A 22,889-nucleotide genomic window follows, 5' to 3' on the forward strand; every position below is an offset into this window, starting at 1 on the left:
AAGAAAAATTACTTTCGCTTTTTCTTCTTGTACTTCACCTTGTCCTTTCGTTGGTTAAAAGGTACAGCATCGTTAAAAGTATGCTTAGTTTTTCCTGGTTTGTTTTTACGCCATTTTTCAGTCTTTTCAGGAAGTAAGACTTTTAATAAATCTTGTCTTCCTAATTTATTAAGCGTGTTTTTAATCCAAGCTTTGTTTTCATCTTTATACCAAAAGAAAAAACGGTGTTGTTCGTCTTTTTCCTTTCGGGTTTTAGGCGTATTTACTTTTTTTAGCGTGTACGGATGATAACCACTGTAATAAATCACCGTTGCAACCGTCATTGGCGTTGGCGTAAAGCCTTGAACTTGCTCTAGCTGAAAGCCCATATCTTTAGTTTCGGCAGCCAAATTTGCCATATCTTCAACTTCGCAAGCTGGATGATTTGAGATGAAATACGGAATTAACTGTAAGTTCAGTTTATTCTTAATATTGATTTTATCAAAACGTTCTTTAAACTTATGGAAGTAACTAAACGATGGTTTTCGCATTAATTTTAATACCGGATCACTAGTATGTTCTGGCGCTACTTTAAGTCGACCAGAAACATGCTTCGTCATCACTTCTTCGGTATAATCATCTAACTCTTTTGGATCTGCATTTTTATTGAATTCTGGCACCAACATATCGTGTCTAATTCCAGATCCGATAAACGATTTTTTTACTTTCGGATGACTATCAACCGCTTGATATAATTCGGTTAATGGTTTGTGCGACGTATCTAAATTGCTACAAATTACTGGCGAAATACAACTTGGCGCAACGCATTTATCACAAATAGCTTGTACCTTACCTTTCATTTGATACATATTTGCACTTGGTCCGCCAATATCAGATAAATAACCTTTGAAATCTGGCATATTCGCCACAGTATCGACTTCCTTTAAAATGGATTCTTTACTACGAGACGCAATAAATTTTCCTTGATGTGCCGAAATGGTGCAAAAACTACATCCACCAAAACAACCACGATGAATGTTGATGGAAAACTTAATCATTTCAAACGCAGGAATTGGTCCACGTTTGTTGTATTTAGGATGCGGTAAACGCGTGTAAGGTAAATCGAAAGAGGCATCAATTTCTTCCTCTGTCATTGTAGGATACGGCGGATTTATCATCAGCATCTTATCACCTACTTTTTGAAAAATTCGTCTTGCAGCTAACTTATTTGACTCTTGTTCTATAACCTTGAAGTTAGACGCGTAAGCCTTTTTATCCTTTAAACAAGTTTCGTGAGAAGCGATTTCAACATCTTCCCAATTTTTATTTTTTGGGATATCGTTTTCATCATTAATAAGAATTGCGGTTTGGTTTACCGTATTAATACTTTCAAAAGGTACACCACGTTCTAACAAACGCACAATTTCACGTAATGGTTGCTCTCCCATTCCGTATACCAACATGTCTGCTTTAGAGGTTTCTAAAATGGTTGGCATTAATTGGTCGCTCCAATAATCATAGTGCGTCACACGACGTAATGAGCCTTCAATACCTCCAATTAAAACTGGTGTATCTGGCCATTTTTCTTTTAAAATTTTACTGTAAACTGTTGATGCATAATCTGGTCTAAAACCAATTTCGCCATTTGGTGTGTAAGCATCTTTATCACGACGTTTTTTATTAGCATTGTAGTTGCTAATCATAGGATCCATGCAACCACCAGTAACACCGAAGAACAAACGCGGTTTACCCAACTTAACAAAATCCTGAAGATTATCGTTAACATTAGGTTGCGGTACGATAGCAACACGTAAACCCATACTTTCTAACAAACGTCCGATTACTGCAGGACCAAACGTTGGGTGATCTACATAGGCATCTCCGCTAAACAGGATAACATCTAAGTATTCCCATCCGCGAATTTTCACCTCTTTATTTGTGGTAGGCAACCAACTAGAAAGTCTTAATTCTTCTTGCATAACGGCATAAAGGTAGTTAGAAAATACAACTTAATCAGTTGAAGATTTGTTAAACCACACAAATCCAAATTACTATAAAATGTTTAATACGTTCGATTTTAAGATTACAAATCGAGTGCTTTTAAGTTTTCTACTCGGTTTCTTGCTAGGAAATCGTCAATAGTTTCAAAATGTTCTATCACACGTTTGTCTTTAAATTCAAAGACTTTTTTAGACAGCCCTTGAAGAAAATCACGATCATGAGACACTAAAATTAAGGTGCCATCGAACTCTTTTAAAGCGTCTTTTAATACATCTTTTGATTTTAAATCGAGATGGTTGGTTGGCTCATCCAGAATTAAAAGATTTACTGGTTCTAGTAGTAACTTCACCATAGCTAACCTGGTTTTTTCACCACCAGAAAGAACACCTACTTTTTTGTCGATATCATCGCCTTTAAACATAAAACGACCCAAAATATTCTTTATTTGTGTACGAATATCTCCTTTAGCGACTTCATCAACTGTTTGAAAAACAGTAAGTTCTTCATCTAAAAGTGCGGCTTGGTTTTGCGCAAAATAACCCACTTGAACATTATGACCTAGTGTACAAGTACCTTCAACATCAATTTGTCCCATGATGGCTTTGATCATGGTAGACTTTCCTTCACCATTTCTACCTACAAAACACACTTTTTCGCCACGCGCAATCGACATGTTTGCATTTTTAAACACCACATGATCGTCATACGATTTAGACACATCCTTTACTGTTACAGGATAATCTCCCGAACGCTGTGTTTTTGGAAAACGCAGTTTTAAAGCCGATGTGTCAATTTCATCAATTTCAATAATTTCAAGTTTTTCTAGCATACGTTCTCTAGATGCCACTTGATTGGTTTTAGAATAGGTACCTTTGAAACGCTCAATAAATGCTTGGTTATCGGCTATAAATTTTTGTTGCTCTTGATAGGCTTTTATTTGATGCGCTCTTCTGTCTTCACGCAACTGTAAATAATGTGAATAGTTGGCTTTGTAATCGTAAATACGACCCATGATAACTTCTATGGTTCGGTTTGTAATATTATCAACAAAGGCTCTATCGTGAGAAATAACCATGACAGCCTTGGCTTTATTCACCAAAAAATCCTCTAACCAAATTACCGATTCAATATCTATATGGTTTGTTGGCTCATCAAGCAGAATCAAATCTGGTTTTTGAAGTAAAATTTTTGCCAATTCTATTCGCATACGCCATCCACCAGAAAACTCGCTTGTTGGCTTATTAAAATCTTCTGGTTTAAAACCTAAACCTTTTAGAGCTTTTTCTACTTCAGCTGTGTAATTTACCTCTTCTAAAGCATAGTATTTTTCACCCAAATCTGACACGCGTTCTATAATTTTCATATAGTCTTCAGATTCATAATCGGTTCTCGTTTCAAGCTGTTTGTTTAGCGCATCCATTTCATCTCGCATTTCAAAAACGTGACTAAATGCTTTTGAGGCTTCTTCTAAAACAGACGTATCATCTTCGGTCAATAAATGCTGAGGCAAATAAGCTATTACGGCATCTTTTGGTGCTCTAACATTACCTTTTGTAGGATTTTGAACACCAGCAATAATTTTCATCATTGTAGATTTTCCGGCACCATTTTTACCCATAAGGGCAATTTTATCATTCTCATTTATAGTGAAAGACACATCACTGAATAAGGTGTGACCACTAAATTCTACAACTAAATTATCTACAGAAATCATAGCTTTAATTTTAAAGGCGCAAAACTACTAAAAGCCGAAAGATAAATCTTTGATTTTTTTGAAGTAATATTGCATTTTAAACCTGTTATGAGCATCATTTCAACAGACCTATCAAAAGCCGTAGAACTTCTTAATAATGAAGAGCTTGTTGCTATACCAACTGAAACAGTTTATGGTCTAGCTGGCAATATCTATTCAGAAAAAGCGGTTAAGGCTATTTTTGAAACTAAAGAGCGTCCGTTTTTTAATCCGTTGATTGTTCATATTCCTAATATAGATTATCTAGAAACTATTGTTGAAGCGATTCCTGAAAAGGCAAAACTCTTAGCTGAGGCTTTTTGGCCTGGACCAATTACTTTGGTTTTAAAAAAGAAATCTATAATTCCAGATTTAATCACTGGCGGAAAAGATACGGTTGCTGTTAGAATTCCGAATCATCCAACTACTTTAGAACTTTTAAATCAATTAGATTTTCCGCTTGCTGCACCAAGTGCTAATCCTTTTAACCGAATAAGTCCAACCAAAGCTGAGCATGTAGAAAGCTATTTTAAGGATAAAATAAAAATGGTTTTGGATGGCGGAGCTTGTAAAAGTGGCATTGAATCTACAATTATTGGTTTTGAAAATGGTGAACCTATAATTTATAGACTCGGTTCAACTTCTATAGAAGCTATTGAAGCTGTAGTTGGAACTATTGAAATTAAAAACAAAAAAGAAGTTGCACCTGATGCACCAGGAATGTTAGAACGCCATTATGCGCCAAAAACCAAAACCATTCTTACCAATCATCTTAAAGAAGCTGTTGAGGCAAACAAAAGTCTACGCATAGGACTTTTAACATACAATGATATTTTGAACGATGATGCTATTCATTTCAAAATTGTGCTATCCGAAGGTAAAAATCTTGAAGAAGCCGCTTCAAAACTCTATGACGCCTTACATCAACTAGACCAACAAGACTTGGATCTTATTATTGCAGAACGTCTTCCTGATTATGGTTTGGGTAAATCTATAAACGATAGACTTACAAGAGCAACAAAGTAGAATTCGCGTTTTGTCAAAAATCTTCACTTTTTTTCAGTGGTTTTTAGCATTGAGTTGTTTTATAAAAAAGAACTCAAAAAACATCTAAAAATTTGTCTAATATCGTAGTTAATATATAATTAGTCTTATTTTTATAAATCACCAACTTAAAAAATGAACGCTCTTAAAGTTATCATATACTCCTCTGTTTTTAATTATCCTTTGAAAAAAGAAGAGGTTTTTAACTATTCCTGTTTAGAAAACATGGAAGCAGTTCAGCGTGAACTTGAAGAGTTAACCAATAAAAAAATCATCTATAAGTTTGGGGATTATTACACTGATAAAAATAATTTCAGTTTAGTTGAAAGACGTATTAAAGGCAATAAAATGGCCAAGGATATTATGCCAAAAGCTTTAAAACGTGCCAAGCTAATTGCTTCATTCCCTTTTATAGAATCTGTATCTATTTCGGGTTCGCTTTCTAAAGGTTATTATGACAATGATGGTGACATTGATTTTTTTATTATTACAAAACCCAATCATTTATGGCTTGCACGAACACTTTTAATTTTATTCAAAAAAGTGTTTTTATTGAATTCAAAAAAGTACTTCTGCGTCAACTATTTTATAAGTTCTAATAAACTAAAAATAAAAGAACAGAATAAGTTTACTGCAACGGAATTGATGACGCTTATTCCTATTTACGGAAAAGCTACTTTCGATAAGTTTATAGAGTCCAACAAATGGACTTTAGGTTTCTATCCCAACAAAACAATTAATCAAAAATTTATACGTGAGATGCATTCCAAACCTTTTTGGAGTAAAACTCTAGAGTTGATTTTTGACAACAGTTTAGGAAGGTTTATTGATAAAAGACTTAAAGCGGTTACATTAAAAAAGTGGAAACAAAAATTTAACCATTTAGAAAAAGACAATTTTGAAATTGCCATGAAGTCTACCAATGATGTTTCTAAACATCATCCACAAGATTTCCAGTCTCAAGTTATCGTAAGACTGAATAAAAATTACGAAAATAAAAATAAAGCCTACAACCTAAATTTGACCATGGAAAATGCTTGATATTGTATTTTCACATTCTTACTACTATAAATTCGATCCTAAACAGTGGAAAAACAAAACGCCATATCCACCTTTAGGCACTTTATATGCTGCATCCTATCTCAGAGAAAATAATTATAAAGTTGGTGTTTTTGATGCTAATTTATTAGATCATCCGAAAGTTATAAAACCTTACTTAGAAACTGAAAAGCCAAAGTATTTTGTAATTTATGATGACGGTTTTAATTATCTCACAAAAATGTGCTTAACCACCATGCGTGAGGCTGCTTTTGAAATGATAAAAATTGCCAAAAATCTTAATTGTAAAATCATTGTTTGCAGTTCAGATTCTACGGATCACTATGAGAAATACCTGAATGCTGGTGCTGATTTTATAATTCAAGGAGAAGGAGAAATCACTTTAAAAGAATTGGTTAATGCTTTAGAAAACGACTTTGACACCTCAAATATTCAAGGAATTGTTTATGAAACAAATGATAAAATTATAAAGAATCCTAAGCGACCGGTTTTAAAAAATTTAGACGAGTTGCCTCTTCCTGCTTGGGATTTAATAGATATTGAGCCTTATCGTGATATTTGGGAAAGTGGTAATAATGAATTCACTTTAAATATTGCAACCACTAGAGGTTGCCCTTTTAAATGCAATTGGTGTGCTAAACCAATCTACGGTAATCGATACAATTCGCATTCACCAGAATATATTACAAAACACATAAAATATCTATCTGAAACTTATGGTGTGAATCGTTTTTGGATGTGTGATGATATTTTTGGGCTGAAACCAAATTGGGTTCAAAATTTCAATGAAGAACTAAAGAAAGAACGACTTAAAATTTCTTACTATATACAAAGTCGAGTTGATTTATTGTTGAAAGAAGATACCATCGATGCTTTAGCCGAAAGTGGCTTGGAAGAAGTTTGGGTTGGTGCGGAAAGTGGCTCTCAAAGTATTTTGGATGCTATGGACAAAGACACCACCATTGAGCAGATTTATGAAGCCACCAAACTTTTAAAGCAGAGAGGTGTTAGAGTCGCCTTTTTTATACAATTTGGTTATTTGGGTGAAACAAAAGCTGACATTGCTAAAACCATTGCTATGATAAAAGAGCTACTACCTGACAATATCGGTGTTTCGGTTTCGTATCCTTTGCCTGGAACAAAATTTTACGATAAGGTAAAAGACGATCTACAACTCAAAGCCAACTGGACCGATTCTGATGATTTAGCTATGCTATTTAAAGGTACATACAGTTCTAAATTTTACAAAAAATTACAGCGCTATGTTCACAAAGAATATCGAAAGAGTCAAGCTTTTGAGAATATCAAAACCGTATTTAAAAATCCGTTAGCACTTTCAAAACAGAAACTAAGATCAATAGTACTTTTGGGTTATTATTTACCTTCGTCTTTAGTTGATAAGCTTCAACTTAAAAATATGGAAATTTCTAATGGTTAACGATTTTGATATTGCTGCAGCCCATTACGATACAGTCTTTACTTTTTCTAACATAGGAAAGGCGCAACGTCATATGGTTTTTAAATATCTAAATCCTATTATTACACAAAATAAAAAACTTGACATCTTAGAATTGAATTGTGGCACTGGCGAAGATGCTATCAATTTTGCTAAACTTAGTCATGAAGTAATTGCCACGGACATTTCTGAAAGTATGATAAAACTAGCCAGCGCAAAATCTAGATCTAAAAATTTAAATTTCAGAGTACAGGATATCAATACAATTGAAAAGAACTCATTTGACAAAACATTCGATTTAATATTCTCAAACTTCGGCGGATTTAACTGTTTATCAAAATCTGAATTACAATCTTTTTTTACAAAAGCCTCTAGATTGCTTAAGCCTGAAGGAAAAATGATATTGGTTATAATGACAAAGCAATGTCTTTGGGAAAAATTATATTTTTCTTTAAAAGGAAAACTTAAACAAGCTAAAAGACGACAAACCAATGATTGTGTTTTAGCTAATGTTGATGGTGTAGATGTAAAAACCTGGTACTACAATCCTAAGGATATTATAGAATTTACGAAATCAAATTATAAAACAGAAAACATAAAACCAATTGGCCTAGCCATTCCGCCTTCATATTTAGAAGATTCGTTTCTTTCTAAAGCACCTTTTTTATCTATACTTAAGTTTATCGATCAAATATTAACTGCTTCGGTTTGGGCTAAATATTCAGATCATTTTTTAATAGAACTAACCAAAAAATAAGAGATGAGCATTTTACTAACACATGCTTACTATTTATTTGAAGATGCTAAAGAAAGGGCCATCATGAAGCCTTACGCACCTTTGGGAATTCTATATATTTCTGCTTATCTCAACCAAAATAACGTTTCTAATTTTGTGTTTGATTCAACGTTTTATTCAAAAGCAGAGCAACTTCATTTTATTGAAGAAAAACAACCCAAGGTTGTAGCCATATATACTAATCTAATGACAAAAATCAATGTCATTAAACTAGTCAAACTTTTAAAAACCGATGAAAAATATGGTTACCCAAAAATTATTTTGGGCGGACCAGATATCACATACAATTGTGAAAATTACTTAAATACTGGTTCTGATTTTTTAATTATTGGTGAAGGTGAACAAACGACTTTTGAACTTTACAATGCCATCATTAACAACAAGACTTACAATGAAATTAGTGGCATTGCTTATTTGGAAAATGGTAGCGTAAAAAAAACTACGCCACGTACAAAAATCAAAGACCTTACTGAGCTGCCATTACCCAACAGAGAAGCTATTCCTGTAGATAAATACTTAAACACATGGAAAACTCACCATGGCAAGAGTTCTATGACAGTTAGTACACAACGTGGTTGTCCTTACACCTGCAAATGGTGTAGTACTGCAGTCTATGGCCAAAGTTATAGAAGACGGCCTGCGGATTTAGTTGCCAATGAGTTAAAGCTATTGAAGGACACTTATAATCCAGATACGATTTGGTTTGTAGATGATGTTTTTACTGTCAGTCATAAGTGGTTAGAAGCATTTCATGATGAGGTTATAAAACAAGATGCTATAATTCCCTTTGAGTGTATTACTAGAGCCGAGCGTCTAAATGACGACATCCTTAAATTATTGAAAGAAGCTGGATGCTATAGAATCTGGATTGGTGCTGAAAGTGGGTCTCAAAAAATAATTGATGCCATGGACAGACGTGTGGATGTTGATGTTGTTAAAGAAGCCATACAAAAAACCAATGCTCTAGGCATGGAATCTGGCACGTTTATTATGGTTGGTTATCCAGGTGAAAATGAAAAGGATATTAACGACACTATAACTTATTTAAAAGCCGCAAATCCTACACATTTTACAATCACTGTCGCTTATCCGATTAAGGGGACATCTTTATATAATGACATTGAAGATAAAATAACCGTTAAGCCAAACTGGGAAACCTCAACAGATAGAGATATTGATTTCACAAGAACTTATCCCAGAAAATTTTACGATTATGCGGTAAGACGAATTGTTAATGAGGTTAATTTCAATAAGGAAAAACTTAATGACAAAAATCTAAAAAAGATGATTGGCTATAAGTTAAAATCCAGCTTAGCGAGAGGACTAATGAAATTAAGCAAATAGTATGAAACCCTATCTTTCCATATTGATTGTTTTATTCCTTTGTTTTTCATGTTCGAAGAAAGATTATGAAATCAATCTGAAATGGAATAAAGCTTATCCAGAAGATACATTTGAGCGAAACATTACTGGCTTAAAATGGGCTTTTTCGTATTTGGGTTCTACCATTGCCAATGATTCTACACTCATTAAATTTAATCCAAAAGATTCTATAGTTTCTTTAGACGTTAGAACTCTAGGGTTTTCTGAAGATGCTAGTTCTAAACTAGCTAAACTTCAATACTTATTTAAGAAAACCGAATACTATAAACAACATAATGCTTTTGATTTAGGTCGTTATGTAACGTTAACCTTTGGTACTTCTAGCCACTATTACGCTATAACAGATGTGTCGGAAACATTAAAAGATTTTAATGAAGATTATCAATTTTTGGAAACAAAAGGATACATAGATAACTCTAGCATATCGAATGTACATCGTATAATTTCTTTTACTGATATTCTTGAAAATAACAGACAAGCATTTATCTCTGCTGAAATTGATTCTATTACTAAGGATACCTTAGAATATGAAACCACAGAGAGAATGCCAAATGGTCAATTAAAATTTGGAATTTACGATATAAAGGGAAATATTAAATATGCTGCTAATAGTAATCTTACTCGAGCAGGAACTCATGCAAAATGTATTTGGTGTCACGAGGTTGTTGTACAGCCTTTATTTAAAACACAAAAAAACTACAACAACTACTTAGATTATTTTAAGCTAGATGATACTTTGGTCTATTTTAACCAAAAGCTTCAAAAATATCAAAATACTCTATGGAAAGATAAAAGCCTAAAGAATAAAAAACTACACACAGAATTAGAGCTTGTTTATATCTCTTTTATGGAACCTTCTGGCGAACGTATATCTAGAGAATGGAATATGCCTCTAAAGGAAGTTGAAAACAAACTTTCTGGATTAGAAACCCATATTTATGAAGAATTCCCTTTTTTAGGTAATTTGTATCATAGAAAAGATATTGATAGTCTATCCCCTTTTAAGGTTATTGAGGTTCCAGAGAGTATAAGAGAAAAATCAAGTAACACTATTAATCTCTTGAAATAAATGCTCTATCAAAAAAAAATAGTAGTCATACTTCCTGCATATAATGCTTCAAAAACTTTAGAGCAAACTTATAGAGAAATACCTCTGGATATAGTTGACGAAGTGATTCTCACAGATGATTACAGCAACGATAACACTCTAGAAGTTGCAAAGCATATTGGCATAAAGCATATTATTCAACATAGCAAAAACTTAGGTTATGGTGCTAATCAAAAAAGTTGCTATGATAAGGCTATTGAATTAGGTGCTGATGTTGTTATAATGTTACATCCAGATTATCAGTACAACCCAAAGTTAATTCCCGCAATGGCTGATATGGTGGCTAACGGAGTTTATGATGTTGTACTTGCGTCTCGTATTTTGGGAAAAAGTGCACTTTCTGGCGGTATGCCTATTTATAAATACATTTCTAATAGAATATTGACGTTTATTCAAAATGTTCTAATGAATCAGAAATTATCTGAATATCACACTGGGTATAGAACATTTAGCACTAAGGTTTTAAAATCTATTCCTTATCAAAATAATTCAGATGACTTTATTTTTGATAATCAGATTTTGGCTCAATGTTGTTATAAAGGTATTATTATTGGTGAAATATCCTGTCCTGCTAAATATGAAAAAGACTCATCATCTATAAATTTTAAGCGTAGTTTTATTTATGGTATTGGTGTATTAAAAGTGTCTTGTGCTTTTTTATTTCAACGTTTGAAACTTTACAACTTCAAACTCTTTAACTCATTGAAATAAAGAGACTCAAAACGAATTACAAATATCAATCTTTTTTATAGTGTAAGCACCTCTCCGCGATCTTGAGTCAGTAAGAAAAAACACTTCACAATCATTTACTAATACTGGTTTTTTCTTAAGATCAGGTGTATCTGTTATCTGTTTTCCATTGACTACAACCTGGTTGTTTACGATAGTGTACGAAGCTTCGTCAAAACTTTTGATGCTTATGTTAGTTGCCACAATCTCATTACCATTTTTACCAAGTGCTACATATGTTAAAACACCCTTTTCTTCATAAAAATCATAAATCATAAAATGCTTTTGTTCTTCTAAAACATAAGTTGAATTGTCTTTTTTTGGTTTAGAAAACATATCAAAATGCAAAGGCAATAAGATTACAAAGCCTAAGGCGATATACTTGTAATTAATCTTTGTATTAAAACTAAAGAAAAATAGACCTGCTAGGATAATACTAAGCCATAATCTTGAAAATTTAAACACCAAAGGCAAAGGTTCTAAACTAGCAATCGGCAGATTACATACCAAAAACAACACAACAAGAAATACTATTATTTTTGTTTTTGAGATAGATAATGACATTATATAGTACGCTGGAATCAGCCATAAAACCTGAGCGTAAGTTGCAGTTCTAGATTGTAGTAAAAATAAAGTCACTACCCAAATTGAAAGCAAAGCAAACAGTTCATTTTTACGAGACAAACTAAGAGATATGGCTATACCAATTACAACTGATTTATAAATCCATTTTAAGGCATAATACAGTTGTTCATTATCAAAAATGGCTGATGGATTATAGTAGTCATCCTTAACAAATAGTGTTTTTAAAAACACATCCATAGATTGCGCGTTGTACTGAAAATTAACCGTACTCTTATTTTTTATGGCATTGGGAATCACTTCAAAAAAATAGGTTTCCCATATTGAAATTCCTGTGAACGCTATAGACAATGCCAAAAAGACTATGGCTACAATTATCGCCGTTAAAATTGTTTTCCATTCCCTTTTAAAAAGCAGTGGCAAACCATAAGCTATAGGAAATACTTTCAGCAAAGCTGCTGTAACCAACAGACTACTTCCTGATAGTCTCTTTTGTTTTTCAAATAACACATAACCAATAACAACCAATAAAAACACCAAAAAATACGTTTGACCAAACATAATTTGATTCCTCAAAGGAATAAAAAACAATATAGGTACTGCAACAATTAACCACCTTTTGCTTTTACCCAAGCGTTGATACAAAAGATATACGGATATTATAAAGAGTAGTATGCTTATGCAATTAAAAATCGCCTTGGCGATATAAGCGTTCTGCACATAAGTTAACGGATAAAAAGCTACAGCATTAAAAGGGCTATTGAGATAAAAATCGCCCAAAACTTCTTTATAACCTAAATCCCAGATGTACTCGTTGTAGTTATAGATATCAAAAAGAATAAGTTCTGGTTCTTCACTATTCGAAGTAATATCAGCAGGAAAATAACTATTGGCAAAATCGTGCAAAGGAAAAGACAATGATTTCAAAAAAAAGTAAATCAACACCAACCCTAAAGGTGTGAAATATATTAAGGTCTGTCTATTTAGATTTAAAAAATTTCTCATCGCTATTGATAAAAATAATATTAATCAATGATATATAGGTCTCTAAAATTTAAATAGCTTAAATTGTGATTTTGCTATAGAAGAAATTAAATGACCAACCAAAAATTAAAGAAAACAGCTAATCGTTTTTACCCAATAGCAATCAATGGTTTTAGAAGTGTCTTAAACCCCTTAATTTCTATAGTTTTTTCTTATCTCATTGTCAATTATTTTTCAAAAGCGCTTTGGGGTAATTTTGTAGAGTATATGCTCTTTTTCTTTTTAGCTTCAATAGTAACAAGTTGGGGAAGCAAGAACTATTTACTTCGCTTATTCAGTCAAAACCCAAGAAATATTGTTGCAGATTGGCAACAACTAGTTTTAGCCAGATTAGTACTTTGCACAATATTTATTGTAAGCATCTTAATTCTATTTCCTTTACATCTGTCATTGTATTTAATATTATGGTTATTAGGTTTATTTTTGTATGATTCATTTCTATCAATAATTTATTACAATCGAGACTACATTATATCTATTAGCATTGAGGTTATCAGCTTTTTGGTACTAATAATTATGTTATTCATTTTTAGAAAAAATCTAGATATTTCAATTTTAATAAGGAGTTATGCAATCTCTGTTGTTATTAAGGCAGTGATGTCTATTATTATCTATAAAAAGTTTTTAAGGTTTAAAGAGTTTAAATTCGATTTTAGTCTTCTAAAATTGAGTTTACCTTTTTTCCTATTAGCAATATCTGGATTTATGCAGTCTAAGATTGATATTTATGCTTACAGCATATTCTATTCTGGTAAATTATTAGGCGAGTATCAAATCATTTCAGGGTTTTTCATTTTTTCTCAGTCAGTTGTAATGCTATTACTTTTTCCTTACGTAAAGAACATTTATAGAATGCCGTCTAAAAATCTAAGAAAGATTAAAAAAAATGTAGCAACTTTTGGCCTTTTAGCAAATAGCTTTATAGTTGGCTCTATTTATTATGCACTTTTGTTTTTTGATATTCAACTATCATTTTTCCAACTCGTTTTAGGCTTCATTATTGGTTACCCTTGCTATGTTTATTCAATAGATATTCTTGTCTGCTTTAAAATGTTTCTAGAAAAAAAAGTCATCACTATTTCTGTAATTTGTCTAATAATCAATTTTGGTTTATCATTACTTTTATTATATCTCGATTATAATGTTACAGGCGTCTTGGCCGCTAACGCTATAGCCCAAATATTTGCGTTGTTCTTTTATCTAAGACTTAGAAAACAAAAACTAATTAAAACTGCTTAATGACAAAAAAGAATGTTTTTTAAAAAGTTTTTACATAAAAAAAAGCTTAGGCGCCTTTACAAGTCCATCCTCAAGAAAGATAGTCTTTGCTTTGATATTGGTGCAAACATTGGCTACAAGAGTTCAATATTTTTAAGCCTAAAACATACTGTTGTGGCATTTGAGCCTCAAGAAAATTGCCAAAATGCTTTAAATAAACTAAACCAGGAATATCCTGATTTTTCAATAGTTAATATGGCTATAGGTAGTGAAAATGCTACCTTAGACTTATCATTAGGCAATCACATAGAAATTGCTACATTATCCAATAAATTTAAATCCTATTTTACAACCGATTCTATTTATTGGAACAAAAAACAACCTGTTAAAGTTGTAACTTTAAACTCACAGATTGAACGTTACGGAATTCCAGATTTTTGTAAAATCGATGTTGAAGGTTATGAATACGAAGTCTTAAAAAGCTTGAACTATAAAATCCCTCTGATTGAATTTGAATTTACAGGTGGATTTGTAGAAGAAACCATTCTGTGTCTATCAAAGTTAGATGAACTAGGAACGTATAAATTCAATTACACCCTTAATGAAAATCCTATTTTTATTCGTAAAATTTGGTTGTCAGCAAAAGAATTGAAGTTAGAAATCAACGAAATGAACATTAAAAACCTACACGGTAATATTCTCGCAAAGCTTATAAAATAGTGTCAAACAAAATCATCATATTCAACCCAAGAAGTGCCAATAGCAAGCACAGAATTCCTAATTCTATTCTTCAGGTAGGTGCATCCATTCACGGAAAATATGATTATGTATTTGTTGATGGAAATTTAGAAGAAGACCCTTGGCAAACGATTTACGACTATTTTAAAACTGGCGAGTTTAAATACTTCTGTTCTACGGTTATGCCTGGCCCTCAATTACGACAAGCCATTCCATTTACCAAAAATATAAAAGAAGAATTTCCTGATTCCATCACTATTTGGGGAGGTTATTTTGCTTCTAATCAATATAAGGTGTCAATTGAAGCACCTTATGTAGATTATATCGTTAATGGTCCAGGAGATGTCACATTCCCTCAGCTGTTAAACACATTAGAATCTGGCAATTTAGAAGTGCTTCCTAACATTATGAATCTTATCTATCAAGATGAAGATGGCAATATTGTTAGGACGAAAAAAGAAAAGTTACTAGACCAAAATGCGCTACCTGATTTACCATACGAGCATCTCAATTCCTTATATAATTTAGAAAATTACTTAAGCCGAACTTTTTTAGGAAGTAAAACATTTTCATACCACTCAAGTTTAGGATGTCCATTTACCTGTTCGTTCTGTGCAGTTGTACCTATATATGATGGACGCTGGAAAGCGAAATCTGCCGAAAGCGTCTATAAAGATGTCTCTTATTTTAAAACCAATTATGGTATTGATGCTATAGAATTTCACGACAACAACTTTTTTACTTCTAGAAAACGTGTTGTAGAATTTTCAGAACTTATAAAAGATGATGGTATTACTTGGTGGGGCGAAGGTCGTATTGATACCATAAACAAGTACTCAGACGATGACCTAATTTTAATGAAAGAAGCAGGTTGCAAAATGATATTCTTAGGTGCCGAAACGGGTAATGATGAGATTTTAAAACAAATGAATAAAGGAGGAACGCAAACAGGTCAAGGTATTAAAGACTTTGCTGCTCGGCTATATCCTATAGGTATTATCCCAGAATTCTCTTTTGTATTAGGAATGCCTGCGGACACACCAGAACAGGTTATGGAGCAAATAGAATGGGATATCAACTTCATTAAAGAAATAAAAGACATAAATCCTGACTCTGAAATCATCATATATCTGTATAGCCCAGTGGCGACAGAAGGGTCTGAATTATACGAGCAAATCCAAAAAGCTGGATTTAGCTTTCCTAAAAAACTAGATGATTGGTTAGATCCTGCTTGGGAAAATTTCGATTTAAGAAAAAATCCTTTAACACCTTGGCTTACACCAAAAATGGTCGATCGAATAATGAATTTTGAAACTGTACTTAATGGTTACTATCCTACAGCATCAGATTTCAGAATTAAAGGATTTAAAAAGAGAATTTTACGTTCCATTTCTCAGCTTCGATACAAAACAGGAGTTTACAAATATCCTTATGAAATAAAAGCATTACACAAAATTTGGAAATACAGACAACCTGAAATTGAAGGTTTTTATTCAGAATGATAAGAAAGCTATTAAAAAAAATATCACATCCATTTTTAAAATATGGTACCGAGAGTTATTTCTCAAAACCAAGATCTTATAAATATGATGGTATTGAGGTTATGGTCATGCCAGAAGTATTTCCACCACACTATACACTAAGTACAAAAATCTTATTAGACTGTATAAAGCAACTAGATATTACAAACAAAACCTTCTTAGAATTAGGTTGCGGCTCTGGAATAATATCACTTTACGCTACCTCAAAAGGTGCTATAGTCACTGCATCTGACATAAACACAGTGGCATTAGAAGCATTAAACAAAGCTTCTAAAAAAAATAATCTAGATGTAGAAATATTAAATTCAGACCTATTCAACAATATTTCTGAAAATAGCTTTGACTATATCATTATTAATCCTCCATACTATCCTAAAACACCAAAGAACACAAAAGAAAGAGCTTGGTTCTGTGGTAAAGATTTTGAATATTTCCATCAATTATTCCAACAATTATCTCATCGTGATGACAAAACTATTCTGATGATATTATCCCAAGATTGTGATCTCACAACCATAAAAAAGATTGCATTAGAAAATCATTTTCAACTTACAATCGAACAAGAAAGAGCCAATTTTGTCGAGCATAATTTCATTTTTAAAGTCAGTAAAATTTAGACGAAATTTTGATTAAAAAATAATATTCTTAATCACTCTGATTTCCAGCACAAAAAAACCTTCAAATAACATTTGCCAATCCAATTGTTTGTCGTAAATTTGCAAACTCTTTTTCGGAAGAGAAATGTTTAATCTTTTGTACCCTATGGTGCAATAATAAATCAAATTAGTGTGGATACATTAAGCTACAAAACAGTTTCTGCTAACAAAGCTACCGTTAATAAGGAGTGGGTTTTAGTTGATGCTGAAGGACAAAACTTAGGTCGCTTAGCTTCTAAAGTAGCAAAACTTTTAAGAGGTAAGCACAAGCCTAACTTTACGCCACACGTTGATTGCGGTGACAACGTAATTGTTGTAAACGCTGAAAAAATCAACTTAACTGGTAACAAATGGACAGATAAAAGTTATATCCGTCACACAGGTTATCCAGGTGGTCAAAGAAGCTTGACTGCTACTGAAATGTTTGAGAAAGACCCAACCAGATTAGTAGAAAAGTCAGTAAAAGGAATGCTACCTAAAAACAAATTAGGAGCAACTCTTTTTAGAAACTTAACTGTTGTTGCTGGTGCTGAGCACGCTCATGAAGCTCAAAAGCCAAAAACAATTAATTTAAACGAATTTAACTAATGGAAGTAATTCACAAAATTGGCCGTAGAAAGACGGCTGTTGCTCGTGTGTATGTTGCTCAAGGAAAAGGTAACATCACGGTGAACAAAAAAGACATGGCGGAATACTTTACTACTGCTACTTTGCAGTATAAAGTAAACCAACCTATTACCATGACTAACAATGATGGCAACTTTGATATTACTGTAAACGTATATGGAGGTGGTATCACCGGCCAGGCGGAAGCTATACGTTTAGCATTATCTCGTGCTATGTGCGAAGTTGATGCTGAAAACAGAGCAATATTAAAGCCAGAAGGTCTATTAACAAGAGATCCAAGAATGGTAGAGCGTAAGAAATTCGGTCAGAAGAAAGCGCGTAAGAAATTCCAGTTCTCTAAACGTTAATATCCAACAACACTTAATTCAGAATCTGAACTTTTCAGGTTCTGGATTATTTTATTATTTATTGAAACCGCTGAAAATTCAGCAAAATTTAAACCAGTTATTGTTGTCCATGACCTAACAGTCAGGATTTAGTTTAGCATCTAAATGGTTAAGGCAAGCCAAGGCAACCACTTAATCATTGCTAATTCAACAGAACGTAAACTATTACAAAAATGGAAAAAGTAGAAGTAAAAGAATTACTTGACGCAGGTGTACATTTTGGTCACCTAACACGTAAGTGGAATCCAAACATGGCCCCTTACATCTATATGGAGCGTAACGGTATCCATATCATCAACCTTTACAAAACAGCAGCTAAAATCGATGAAACTTGTGCAGCATTAAGTAAAATTGCAGCATCAGGTAAGAAAATCTTATTCGTTGCTACAAAAAAACAAGCTAAAGACATCGTTGCTGAAAAAGCAGGAGCTGTAAACCAACCTTACATTACTGAGCGTTGGCCAGGTGGAATGCTAACTAACTTTGTTACTATTAGAAAAGCTGTTAAAAAAATGGCTTCTATTGATAGAATGAAGAAAGACGGAACATTCAACTCTTTATCTAAAAAAGAACGTTTACAAGTAGACCGTTTACGTGCTAAGTTAGAAAAGAACTTAGGTTCTATCTCTGATATGACACGTTTACCAGGTGCTTTATTTGTAGTTGATATTATGCGTGAGCACATCGCGATAAAAGAAGCTCAAAAATTAAACATTCCAATCTTTGCCATGGTAGATACTAACTCTGACCCACGTCAGGTAGATTACGTTATCCCTGCAAATGATGATGCTTCTAAATCAATCAACAAAGTTTTATCTATCGTAACATCTGCAATCGAAGATGGTTTAAACGAAAGAAAAGCTGAAAAAGCAGCTGATAAAGAAGGTAAAGCTAAACCTGCAAAAAAGGCTAAAAAAGCTGTTGCAAACGAAGAAGAAGAATAAATAACATTTAGAAAATATATGAAAGTCGTTTAATTCTTTTCTTTGTTGAAAATTAATTAATCGACTTTTTAAATTTAAACACTATGGAAAACACTGTAAAAGTTACAGCAGCAGAAGTAAACAAGCTAAGACAAGCAACTGGTGCTGGTATGATGGATTGTAAAAAAGCTTTAGTCGAGGCTGGTGGCGATTTTGACAAAGCCATTGAAGTATTACGTAAAAAAGGACAAAAAGTTGCAGAAAAGAGAGCTGACAGAGATTCTTCTGAAGGTGCTGCTGTGGCTAAAATAAATGCAGACAATACAGTTGGTGTTGCAATTGTATTAGGTTGTGAAACTGACTTTGTTGGTAAAAACGAAAACTTCGTAAAACTTGCTAACGATTTAGCTGAAACAGCATTAAACTACAACACTAAGGAAGAATTCTTAGCTGCTGATTTTGACGGAATGACTGTTGCAGATAAATTAACTGAGCAAACTGGTGTTATCGGTGAAAAATTAGACATCACTGCTTTTGAAAAATTAGAAGCACCATATGTTGGACAATATGTTCACATCAATAAAATTGCTGCATTAGTAGGTCTTTCTGCTAAAGTTGATAATGTTGAAACTTTAGTTAAAGATGTAGCTATGCAAGTAGCTTCTATGGGAGCAACTACTTTATCTTACAAAGATTTTGATCCTGCTTATGTAGCTTCTGAAACTGAAGCTCGTATTGCAGCTATCGAAAAAGATAATATAGAGTTAGGTCGTTTAGGCAAAACTTTAAAAAATGTACCTCAGTACATCTCTATGGCACAATTAACTCCAGAAGTTATTGCTAAAGCTGAAGAAGATGCTAAAACTGAATTAAAAGCTGAAGGTAAGCCAGAGCAAATCTGGGATAGAATTTTACCAGGTAAAATGGAGCGTTTCATTTCTGATAACACAACTTTAGATCAAGAACAATGTTTATTAGATCAAAAGTTTATCAAAGATGATAAGCAAACTGTTGCTGAATACGTTAAAACATACGGAGACGTAGAAGTAGCTGGTTTTAAACGTGCTACTGTAGGATAATTCATTTATTCTAAAAAAAAAAGAATATTAAAGCCTTTCAAAAATGAAAGGCTTTTTTTTGATATTTTTTTCTCTTTTACAGATGCCAATAATTATGTAGCTTTGTTCAACTTTTAAAATTCAAAATGAAATACAAAAGAATACTTCTAAAATTGTCTGGTGAAGCCTTAATGGGAAATCGTCAATACGGTATAGATCCTGAGCGATTAAACGAATATGCTGAAGAAATTAAAGAGATTACGGACTTGGGTGTTGAAGTCGCTATAGTTATTGGAGGTGGTAACATTTTTAGAGGTGTTGCAGGTGCTATGAACGGTATGGATCGTGTTCAAGGAGATCATATGGGAATGTTAGCCACTGTAATAAATGGTTTGGCCTTGCAAAATGCGCTTGAAGATACAGGTATAAAAACACGTCTTCAAACGGCCATAAAAATCAATGAAGTTGCAGAGCCTTTTATTAGAAGGAAAGCTATGAGCCATTTAAACAAAGGCCGTGTGGTTATCTTTGGTGGTGGTACAGGTAATCCTTATTTCACTACAGATTCAGCAGCAGTACTCAGAGCTATTGAAATTGAAGCTGATGTTATTTTAAAAGGTACACGTGTTGATGGTATTTACACCGCTGACCCAGAAAAAGATAGTTCAGCAATAAAGTTTGACCATATAACGTTTGATGATGTGCTACGTAAAGGTTTAAAAGTTATGGATACTACAGCTTTCACTTTGAGTCAGGAAAACAAATTACCTATCATAGTATTTGACATGAACAAAAAAGGAAATCTACGTAAAGTCGTAACTGGTGAAAACATTGGAACGGTAGTTAACCTATAGGTTTGGCTTAAATTTTGATAACTCTCAATTAAAATTTTAACACAATGGACGAAGAAATTAAATTTATAATAGACTCAACAAAAGAATCCATGGATGCTGCATTAAAGCATCTTGAAAAGCAATTGGTTAATATCAGAGCTGGTAAAGCTAGTCCTGCTATGTTAGGCAGTGTAATGGTAGATTATTACGGATCTCAAACTCCTTTAAACCAAGTTGCGAATGTTAATACACCAGACGGAAGAACAATTTCTGTTCAACCTTGGGAAAAAAATATGCTTCAAGAAATTGAGCGTGGTATTATGATTGCTAATCTTGGATTTAATCCGATGAATAATGGTGAAATGATTATCATCAATGTTCCACCTTTAACTGAGGAAAGACGTAAAGATTTAGCAAAGCAAGCAAAAGCTGAAGCAGAAGATGCTAAAATTGGTGTAAGAAATGCACGTAAAGATGCAATGAACGACCTAAAAAAGGCTGATGTTTCTGAAGATTTACAAAGCAATGCTGAAATCGATGTACAAGAGCTCACAGATTCTTACGTTAAGAAAATTGATAGTATTCTAGACGTTAAGGAAAAAGAAATAATGACTGTTTAGTCTCAACAAAAAGAATATTCATCCCAAATGTGTTTTTGGGATGTTTTATTTAACAACTATTTTACCCTCTCTTATGTTACAGCGCTTATTTGTTGTTCTCTTATTCTTTTATGCAACAAATATTTTTGCTCAACAACCACAAACAAAAGATAGAGATTCCATTGAACAAGCTCGTGATTCTATCAAAAAAGCAGAGTTTCTTAAAAATATAGGTAATGGCTTTTTTCCTTTCAACTACTTCAATGCGGATTTACGTTATTTAGTAAAATTTAATCAATACGAAGGATTTAGAACAGGTTTAGGCGGAGTTACCAACGACCGATTTTCAGAAAAATACAGACTGAATTCTTATGTCGTTTATGGATTCAAAGATGACCGTATAAAATATAGAATTGGTGGTGGCTTTAGGGTTAGCAGATCTACAAATACTTGGGTCAACCTATCATACACTGACGATTTGCAAGAAACGGGAAGCTCTAAGTTTTTAACGGATAAACGATTCTTTACGTTTTTTGAACCTCGGCTTTTAAACATTGATTTATTTCACCGACATATCACAAAAGCTATAGCTGTAGAACATAAAATAACCAACCATTTGGTCTCAGAAACTGAGTTGTCACTTAGCAAAATCAACCCTACTTACAATTATAATTTTTTAGTTGATGACCGTGCTTATAACTCATTCGATTTAAGTATGGCTAAACTAAGTTTACAATGGAGTCCTTTTAGTACGTTTGAATTATTAGAAGGAGATAAGGTTAAAACTTTAATTGATGGTTATCCTAAATTCACTCTTCAAGTTACTAAAGGTTTTAAGTCTGTTTTTGGAAGTGACTTTGATTTTTCTAAAATAGATTTCAGAACTATTCAACAGTTCAATTATGATAACAATGCTCAAACTAATATTACTTTAGTTGCTGGTATTGCGGGTGGTAAAACGCCTTTAACGCATTTGTATCATGCTTATCCAAATAACATAACAAAAGAAACCATTTTACAACGTTTCTCAGTAGCTGGTCTCAACAGTTTTGAAACTATGTATTTCAATGAATTTTTTAGTGATAAGTTTTCAACCCTACAAATAAAACATGCTTTTAGTCCATTTAAAGTCTCTGAGTGGTTTAAACCACAATTGGTTTTAATTTCAAGATATGCTATTGGCAATATGAAAAGTATTGATAGACATGAAGGTATAGAATTCAATACACTTGAAAAATTGTACTCAGAGTCTGGCTTAGAAATCAATCGATTACTTTTTGGGTTTGGACTTAGTTTTGCCTACAGATATGGAGGTTATCATCTTCCAAATTTTGAAGATAATATCGCTTTTAAGTTCACCTTTAATATTTCACTATAATTCATATTATATTAGTGTT

The 22,889-nt window shown here is 32.8% G+C and carries 21 protein-coding genes; 18 read left to right on the top strand and 3 right to left on the bottom strand.

The window, feature by feature from the left end; genetic code table 11:
* Positions 1–8: 8 nt before the first annotated feature.
* Entirely contained in the window at positions 9–1,958 is a 1,950-nt protein-coding gene (locus QGM60_RS11315; protein WP_281140355.1) for a YgiQ family radical SAM protein, read from the bottom strand.
* Between the two features lie 104 nt (positions 1,959–2,062).
* A complete protein-coding gene (locus QGM60_RS11320) occupies positions 2,063–3,694 on the bottom strand; it encodes an ABC-F family ATP-binding cassette domain-containing protein (protein WP_281140356.1) in 1,632 nt (543 codons plus the stop codon).
* A gap of 87 nt (positions 3,695–3,781) precedes the next feature.
* Between QGM60_RS11320 and QGM60_RS11325 the strand changes: the two genes are divergently transcribed.
* The 7 genes from QGM60_RS11325 to QGM60_RS11355 all read left to right on the top strand — a co-directional run bounded on the left by QGM60_RS11325 (position 3,782) and on the right by QGM60_RS11355 (position 11,269).
* Positions 3,782–4,738: an L-threonylcarbamoyladenylate synthase gene (locus QGM60_RS11325; protein ID WP_281140357.1), complete on the top strand. Its 957-nt coding sequence runs from the start codon at positions 3,782–3,784 to the stop codon at positions 4,736–4,738.
* A gap of 153 nt (positions 4,739–4,891) precedes the next feature.
* The gene (locus QGM60_RS11330) at positions 4,892–5,797 is read left to right on the top strand and encodes a nucleotidyltransferase domain-containing protein (protein WP_281140358.1); all 906 of its coding nucleotides are present in this window, start codon (positions 4,892–4,894) and stop codon (positions 5,795–5,797) included.
* Entirely contained in the window at positions 5,790–7,253 is a 1,464-nt protein-coding gene (locus QGM60_RS11335) for a radical SAM protein (RefSeq protein ID WP_281140359.1), read from the top strand. The genes QGM60_RS11330 and QGM60_RS11335 overlap by 8 nt, the downstream gene beginning before the upstream one ends.
* Positions 7,246–8,028, top strand: coding sequence for a class I SAM-dependent methyltransferase (locus QGM60_RS11340; protein ID WP_281140360.1), 783 nt, complete (start codon positions 7,246–7,248; stop codon positions 8,026–8,028). Before QGM60_RS11335 ends, QGM60_RS11340 begins: the two co-directional genes overlap by 8 nt.
* Positions 8,029–8,031: 3 nt before the next feature.
* On the top strand, positions 8,032–9,411 hold the full coding sequence (locus QGM60_RS11345; RefSeq protein ID WP_281140361.1) for a radical SAM protein: 1,380 nt from the start codon (positions 8,032–8,034) through the stop codon (positions 9,409–9,411).
* Position 9,412: 1 nt separating this feature from the next.
* Entirely contained in the window at positions 9,413–10,519 is a 1,107-nt protein-coding gene (locus tag QGM60_RS11350; protein WP_281140362.1) for a hypothetical protein, read from the top strand.
* Positions 10,520–11,269 carry a glycosyltransferase family 2 protein gene (locus QGM60_RS11355; RefSeq protein WP_281140363.1) on the top strand — a complete coding sequence of 250 codons (750 nt, stop codon included), beginning with the start codon at positions 10,520–10,522 and terminating at the stop codon, positions 11,267–11,269. It abuts the gene before it with no gap.
* Positions 11,270–11,275: 6 nt separating this feature from the next.
* Here the strand turns inward: QGM60_RS11355 and QGM60_RS11360 are convergent, their stop codons facing one another.
* A complete protein-coding gene (locus QGM60_RS11360; protein WP_281140364.1) occupies positions 11,276–12,874 on the bottom strand; it encodes a glycosyltransferase family 87 protein in 1,599 nt (532 codons plus the stop codon).
* Between the two features lie 90 nt (positions 12,875–12,964).
* Here QGM60_RS11360 and QGM60_RS11365 point away from each other — a divergent pair, with 90 nt between their 5' ends.
* From QGM60_RS11365 to QGM60_RS11415, 11 genes are all read left to right on the top strand, one after another.
* Positions 12,965–14,152, top strand: a complete 1,188-nt coding sequence (locus QGM60_RS11365; protein WP_281140365.1) for a hypothetical protein — start codon at positions 12,965–12,967, stop codon at positions 14,150–14,152.
* Between the two features lie 12 nt (positions 14,153–14,164).
* Entirely contained in the window at positions 14,165–14,851 is a 687-nt protein-coding gene (locus QGM60_RS11370) for an FkbM family methyltransferase (RefSeq protein ID WP_281140366.1), read from the top strand.
* The gene (locus QGM60_RS11375; RefSeq protein ID WP_281140367.1) at positions 14,851–16,371 is read left to right on the top strand and encodes a radical SAM protein; all 1,521 of its coding nucleotides are present in this window, start codon (positions 14,851–14,853) and stop codon (positions 16,369–16,371) included. Before QGM60_RS11370 ends, QGM60_RS11375 begins: the two co-directional genes overlap by 1 nt.
* Positions 16,368–17,027: a methyltransferase gene (locus tag QGM60_RS11380; RefSeq protein WP_281140368.1), complete on the top strand. Its 660-nt coding sequence runs from the start codon at positions 16,368–16,370 to the stop codon at positions 17,025–17,027. The genes QGM60_RS11375 and QGM60_RS11380 overlap by 4 nt, the downstream gene beginning before the upstream one ends.
* 171 nt (positions 17,028–17,198) lie before the next feature.
* Entirely contained in the window at positions 17,199–17,654 is a 456-nt protein-coding gene (rplM, locus tag QGM60_RS11385; protein ID WP_281140369.1) for a 50S ribosomal protein L13, read from the top strand.
* A complete protein-coding gene (gene rpsI / locus QGM60_RS11390) occupies positions 17,654–18,040 on the top strand; it encodes a 30S ribosomal protein S9 (protein WP_281140370.1) in 387 nt (128 codons plus the stop codon). The genes rplM and rpsI overlap by 1 nt, the downstream gene beginning before the upstream one ends.
* A gap of 212 nt (positions 18,041–18,252) precedes the next feature.
* A complete protein-coding gene (rpsB, locus tag QGM60_RS11395) occupies positions 18,253–19,023 on the top strand; it encodes a 30S ribosomal protein S2 (protein ID WP_281140371.1) in 771 nt (256 codons plus the stop codon).
* A gap of 83 nt (positions 19,024–19,106) precedes the next feature.
* Positions 19,107–20,081, top strand: a complete 975-nt coding sequence (gene tsf, locus QGM60_RS11400; RefSeq protein WP_281140372.1) for a translation elongation factor Ts — start codon at positions 19,107–19,109, stop codon at positions 20,079–20,081.
* Positions 20,082–20,206: 125 nt separating this feature from the next.
* Positions 20,207–20,914, top strand: coding sequence for a UMP kinase (gene pyrH / locus QGM60_RS11405; protein ID WP_281140373.1), 708 nt, complete (start codon positions 20,207–20,209; stop codon positions 20,912–20,914).
* A 44-nt stretch (positions 20,915–20,958) separates the two neighbouring features.
* Positions 20,959–21,513 (top strand): ribosome recycling factor, encoded by a 555-nt coding sequence (gene frr, locus QGM60_RS11410; RefSeq protein WP_281140374.1) that lies wholly within the window; start codon positions 20,959–20,961, stop codon positions 21,511–21,513.
* Positions 21,514–21,553: 40 nt separating this feature from the next.
* Positions 21,554–22,870, top strand: a complete 1,317-nt coding sequence (locus QGM60_RS11415; protein ID WP_281140375.1) for a DUF5686 family protein — start codon at positions 21,554–21,556, stop codon at positions 22,868–22,870.
* Positions 22,871–22,889 lie beyond the last annotated feature (19 nt).

Source organism: Winogradskyella sp. SYSU M77433 (genome assembly GCF_029911945.1).
Taxonomy (GTDB): Bacteria; Bacteroidota; Bacteroidia; order Flavobacteriales; family Flavobacteriaceae; genus Winogradskyella.

Excerpts from the sequence above, each read along its gene's own strand:
- rpsI (WP_281140370.1), top strand. The coding sequence starts at position 17,654 with ATGGAAGTAATTCACAAAATTGGCCGTAGAAAGACGGCTGTTGCTCGT.
- QGM60_RS11355 (WP_281140363.1), top strand. The coding sequence starts at position 10,520 with ATGCTCTATCAAAAAAAAATAGTAGTCATACTTCCTGCATATAATGCT.
- QGM60_RS11325 (WP_281140357.1), top strand. The coding sequence starts at position 3,782 with ATGAGCATCATTTCAACAGACCTATCAAAAGCCGTAGAACTTCTTAAT.
- rpsB (WP_281140371.1), top strand. The coding sequence starts at position 18,253 with ATGGAAAAAGTAGAAGTAAAAGAATTACTTGACGCAGGTGTACATTTT.
- QGM60_RS11360 (WP_281140364.1), bottom strand. The coding sequence starts at position 12,874 with ATGAGAAATTTTTTAAATCTAAATAGACAGACCTTAATATATTTCACA.
- QGM60_RS11350 (WP_281140362.1), top strand. The coding sequence starts at position 9,413 with ATGAAACCCTATCTTTCCATATTGATTGTTTTATTCCTTTGTTTTTCA.
- QGM60_RS11320 (WP_281140356.1), bottom strand. The coding sequence starts at position 3,694 with ATGATTTCTGTAGATAATTTAGTTGTAGAATTTAGTGGTCACACCTTA.
- QGM60_RS11335 (WP_281140359.1), top strand. The coding sequence starts at position 5,790 with ATGCTTGATATTGTATTTTCACATTCTTACTACTATAAATTCGATCCT.
- QGM60_RS11315 (WP_281140355.1), bottom strand. The coding sequence starts at position 1,958 with ATGCAAGAAGAATTAAGACTTTCTAGTTGGTTGCCTACCACAAATAAA.
- tsf (WP_281140372.1), top strand. The coding sequence starts at position 19,107 with ATGGAAAACACTGTAAAAGTTACAGCAGCAGAAGTAAACAAGCTAAGA.
- QGM60_RS11330 (WP_281140358.1), top strand. The coding sequence starts at position 4,892 with ATGAACGCTCTTAAAGTTATCATATACTCCTCTGTTTTTAATTATCCT.
- pyrH (WP_281140373.1), top strand. The coding sequence starts at position 20,207 with ATGAAATACAAAAGAATACTTCTAAAATTGTCTGGTGAAGCCTTAATG.
- QGM60_RS11340 (WP_281140360.1), top strand. The coding sequence starts at position 7,246 with ATGGTTAACGATTTTGATATTGCTGCAGCCCATTACGATACAGTCTTT.
- QGM60_RS11345 (WP_281140361.1), top strand. The coding sequence starts at position 8,032 with ATGAGCATTTTACTAACACATGCTTACTATTTATTTGAAGATGCTAAA.
- QGM60_RS11370 (WP_281140366.1), top strand. The coding sequence starts at position 14,165 with ATGTTTTTTAAAAAGTTTTTACATAAAAAAAAGCTTAGGCGCCTTTAC.
- QGM60_RS11415 (WP_281140375.1), top strand. The coding sequence starts at position 21,554 with ATGTTTTATTTAACAACTATTTTACCCTCTCTTATGTTACAGCGCTTA.
- frr (WP_281140374.1), top strand. The coding sequence starts at position 20,959 with ATGGACGAAGAAATTAAATTTATAATAGACTCAACAAAAGAATCCATG.
- QGM60_RS11365 (WP_281140365.1), top strand. The coding sequence starts at position 12,965 with ATGACCAACCAAAAATTAAAGAAAACAGCTAATCGTTTTTACCCAATA.
- QGM60_RS11380 (WP_281140368.1), top strand. The coding sequence starts at position 16,368 with ATGATAAGAAAGCTATTAAAAAAAATATCACATCCATTTTTAAAATAT.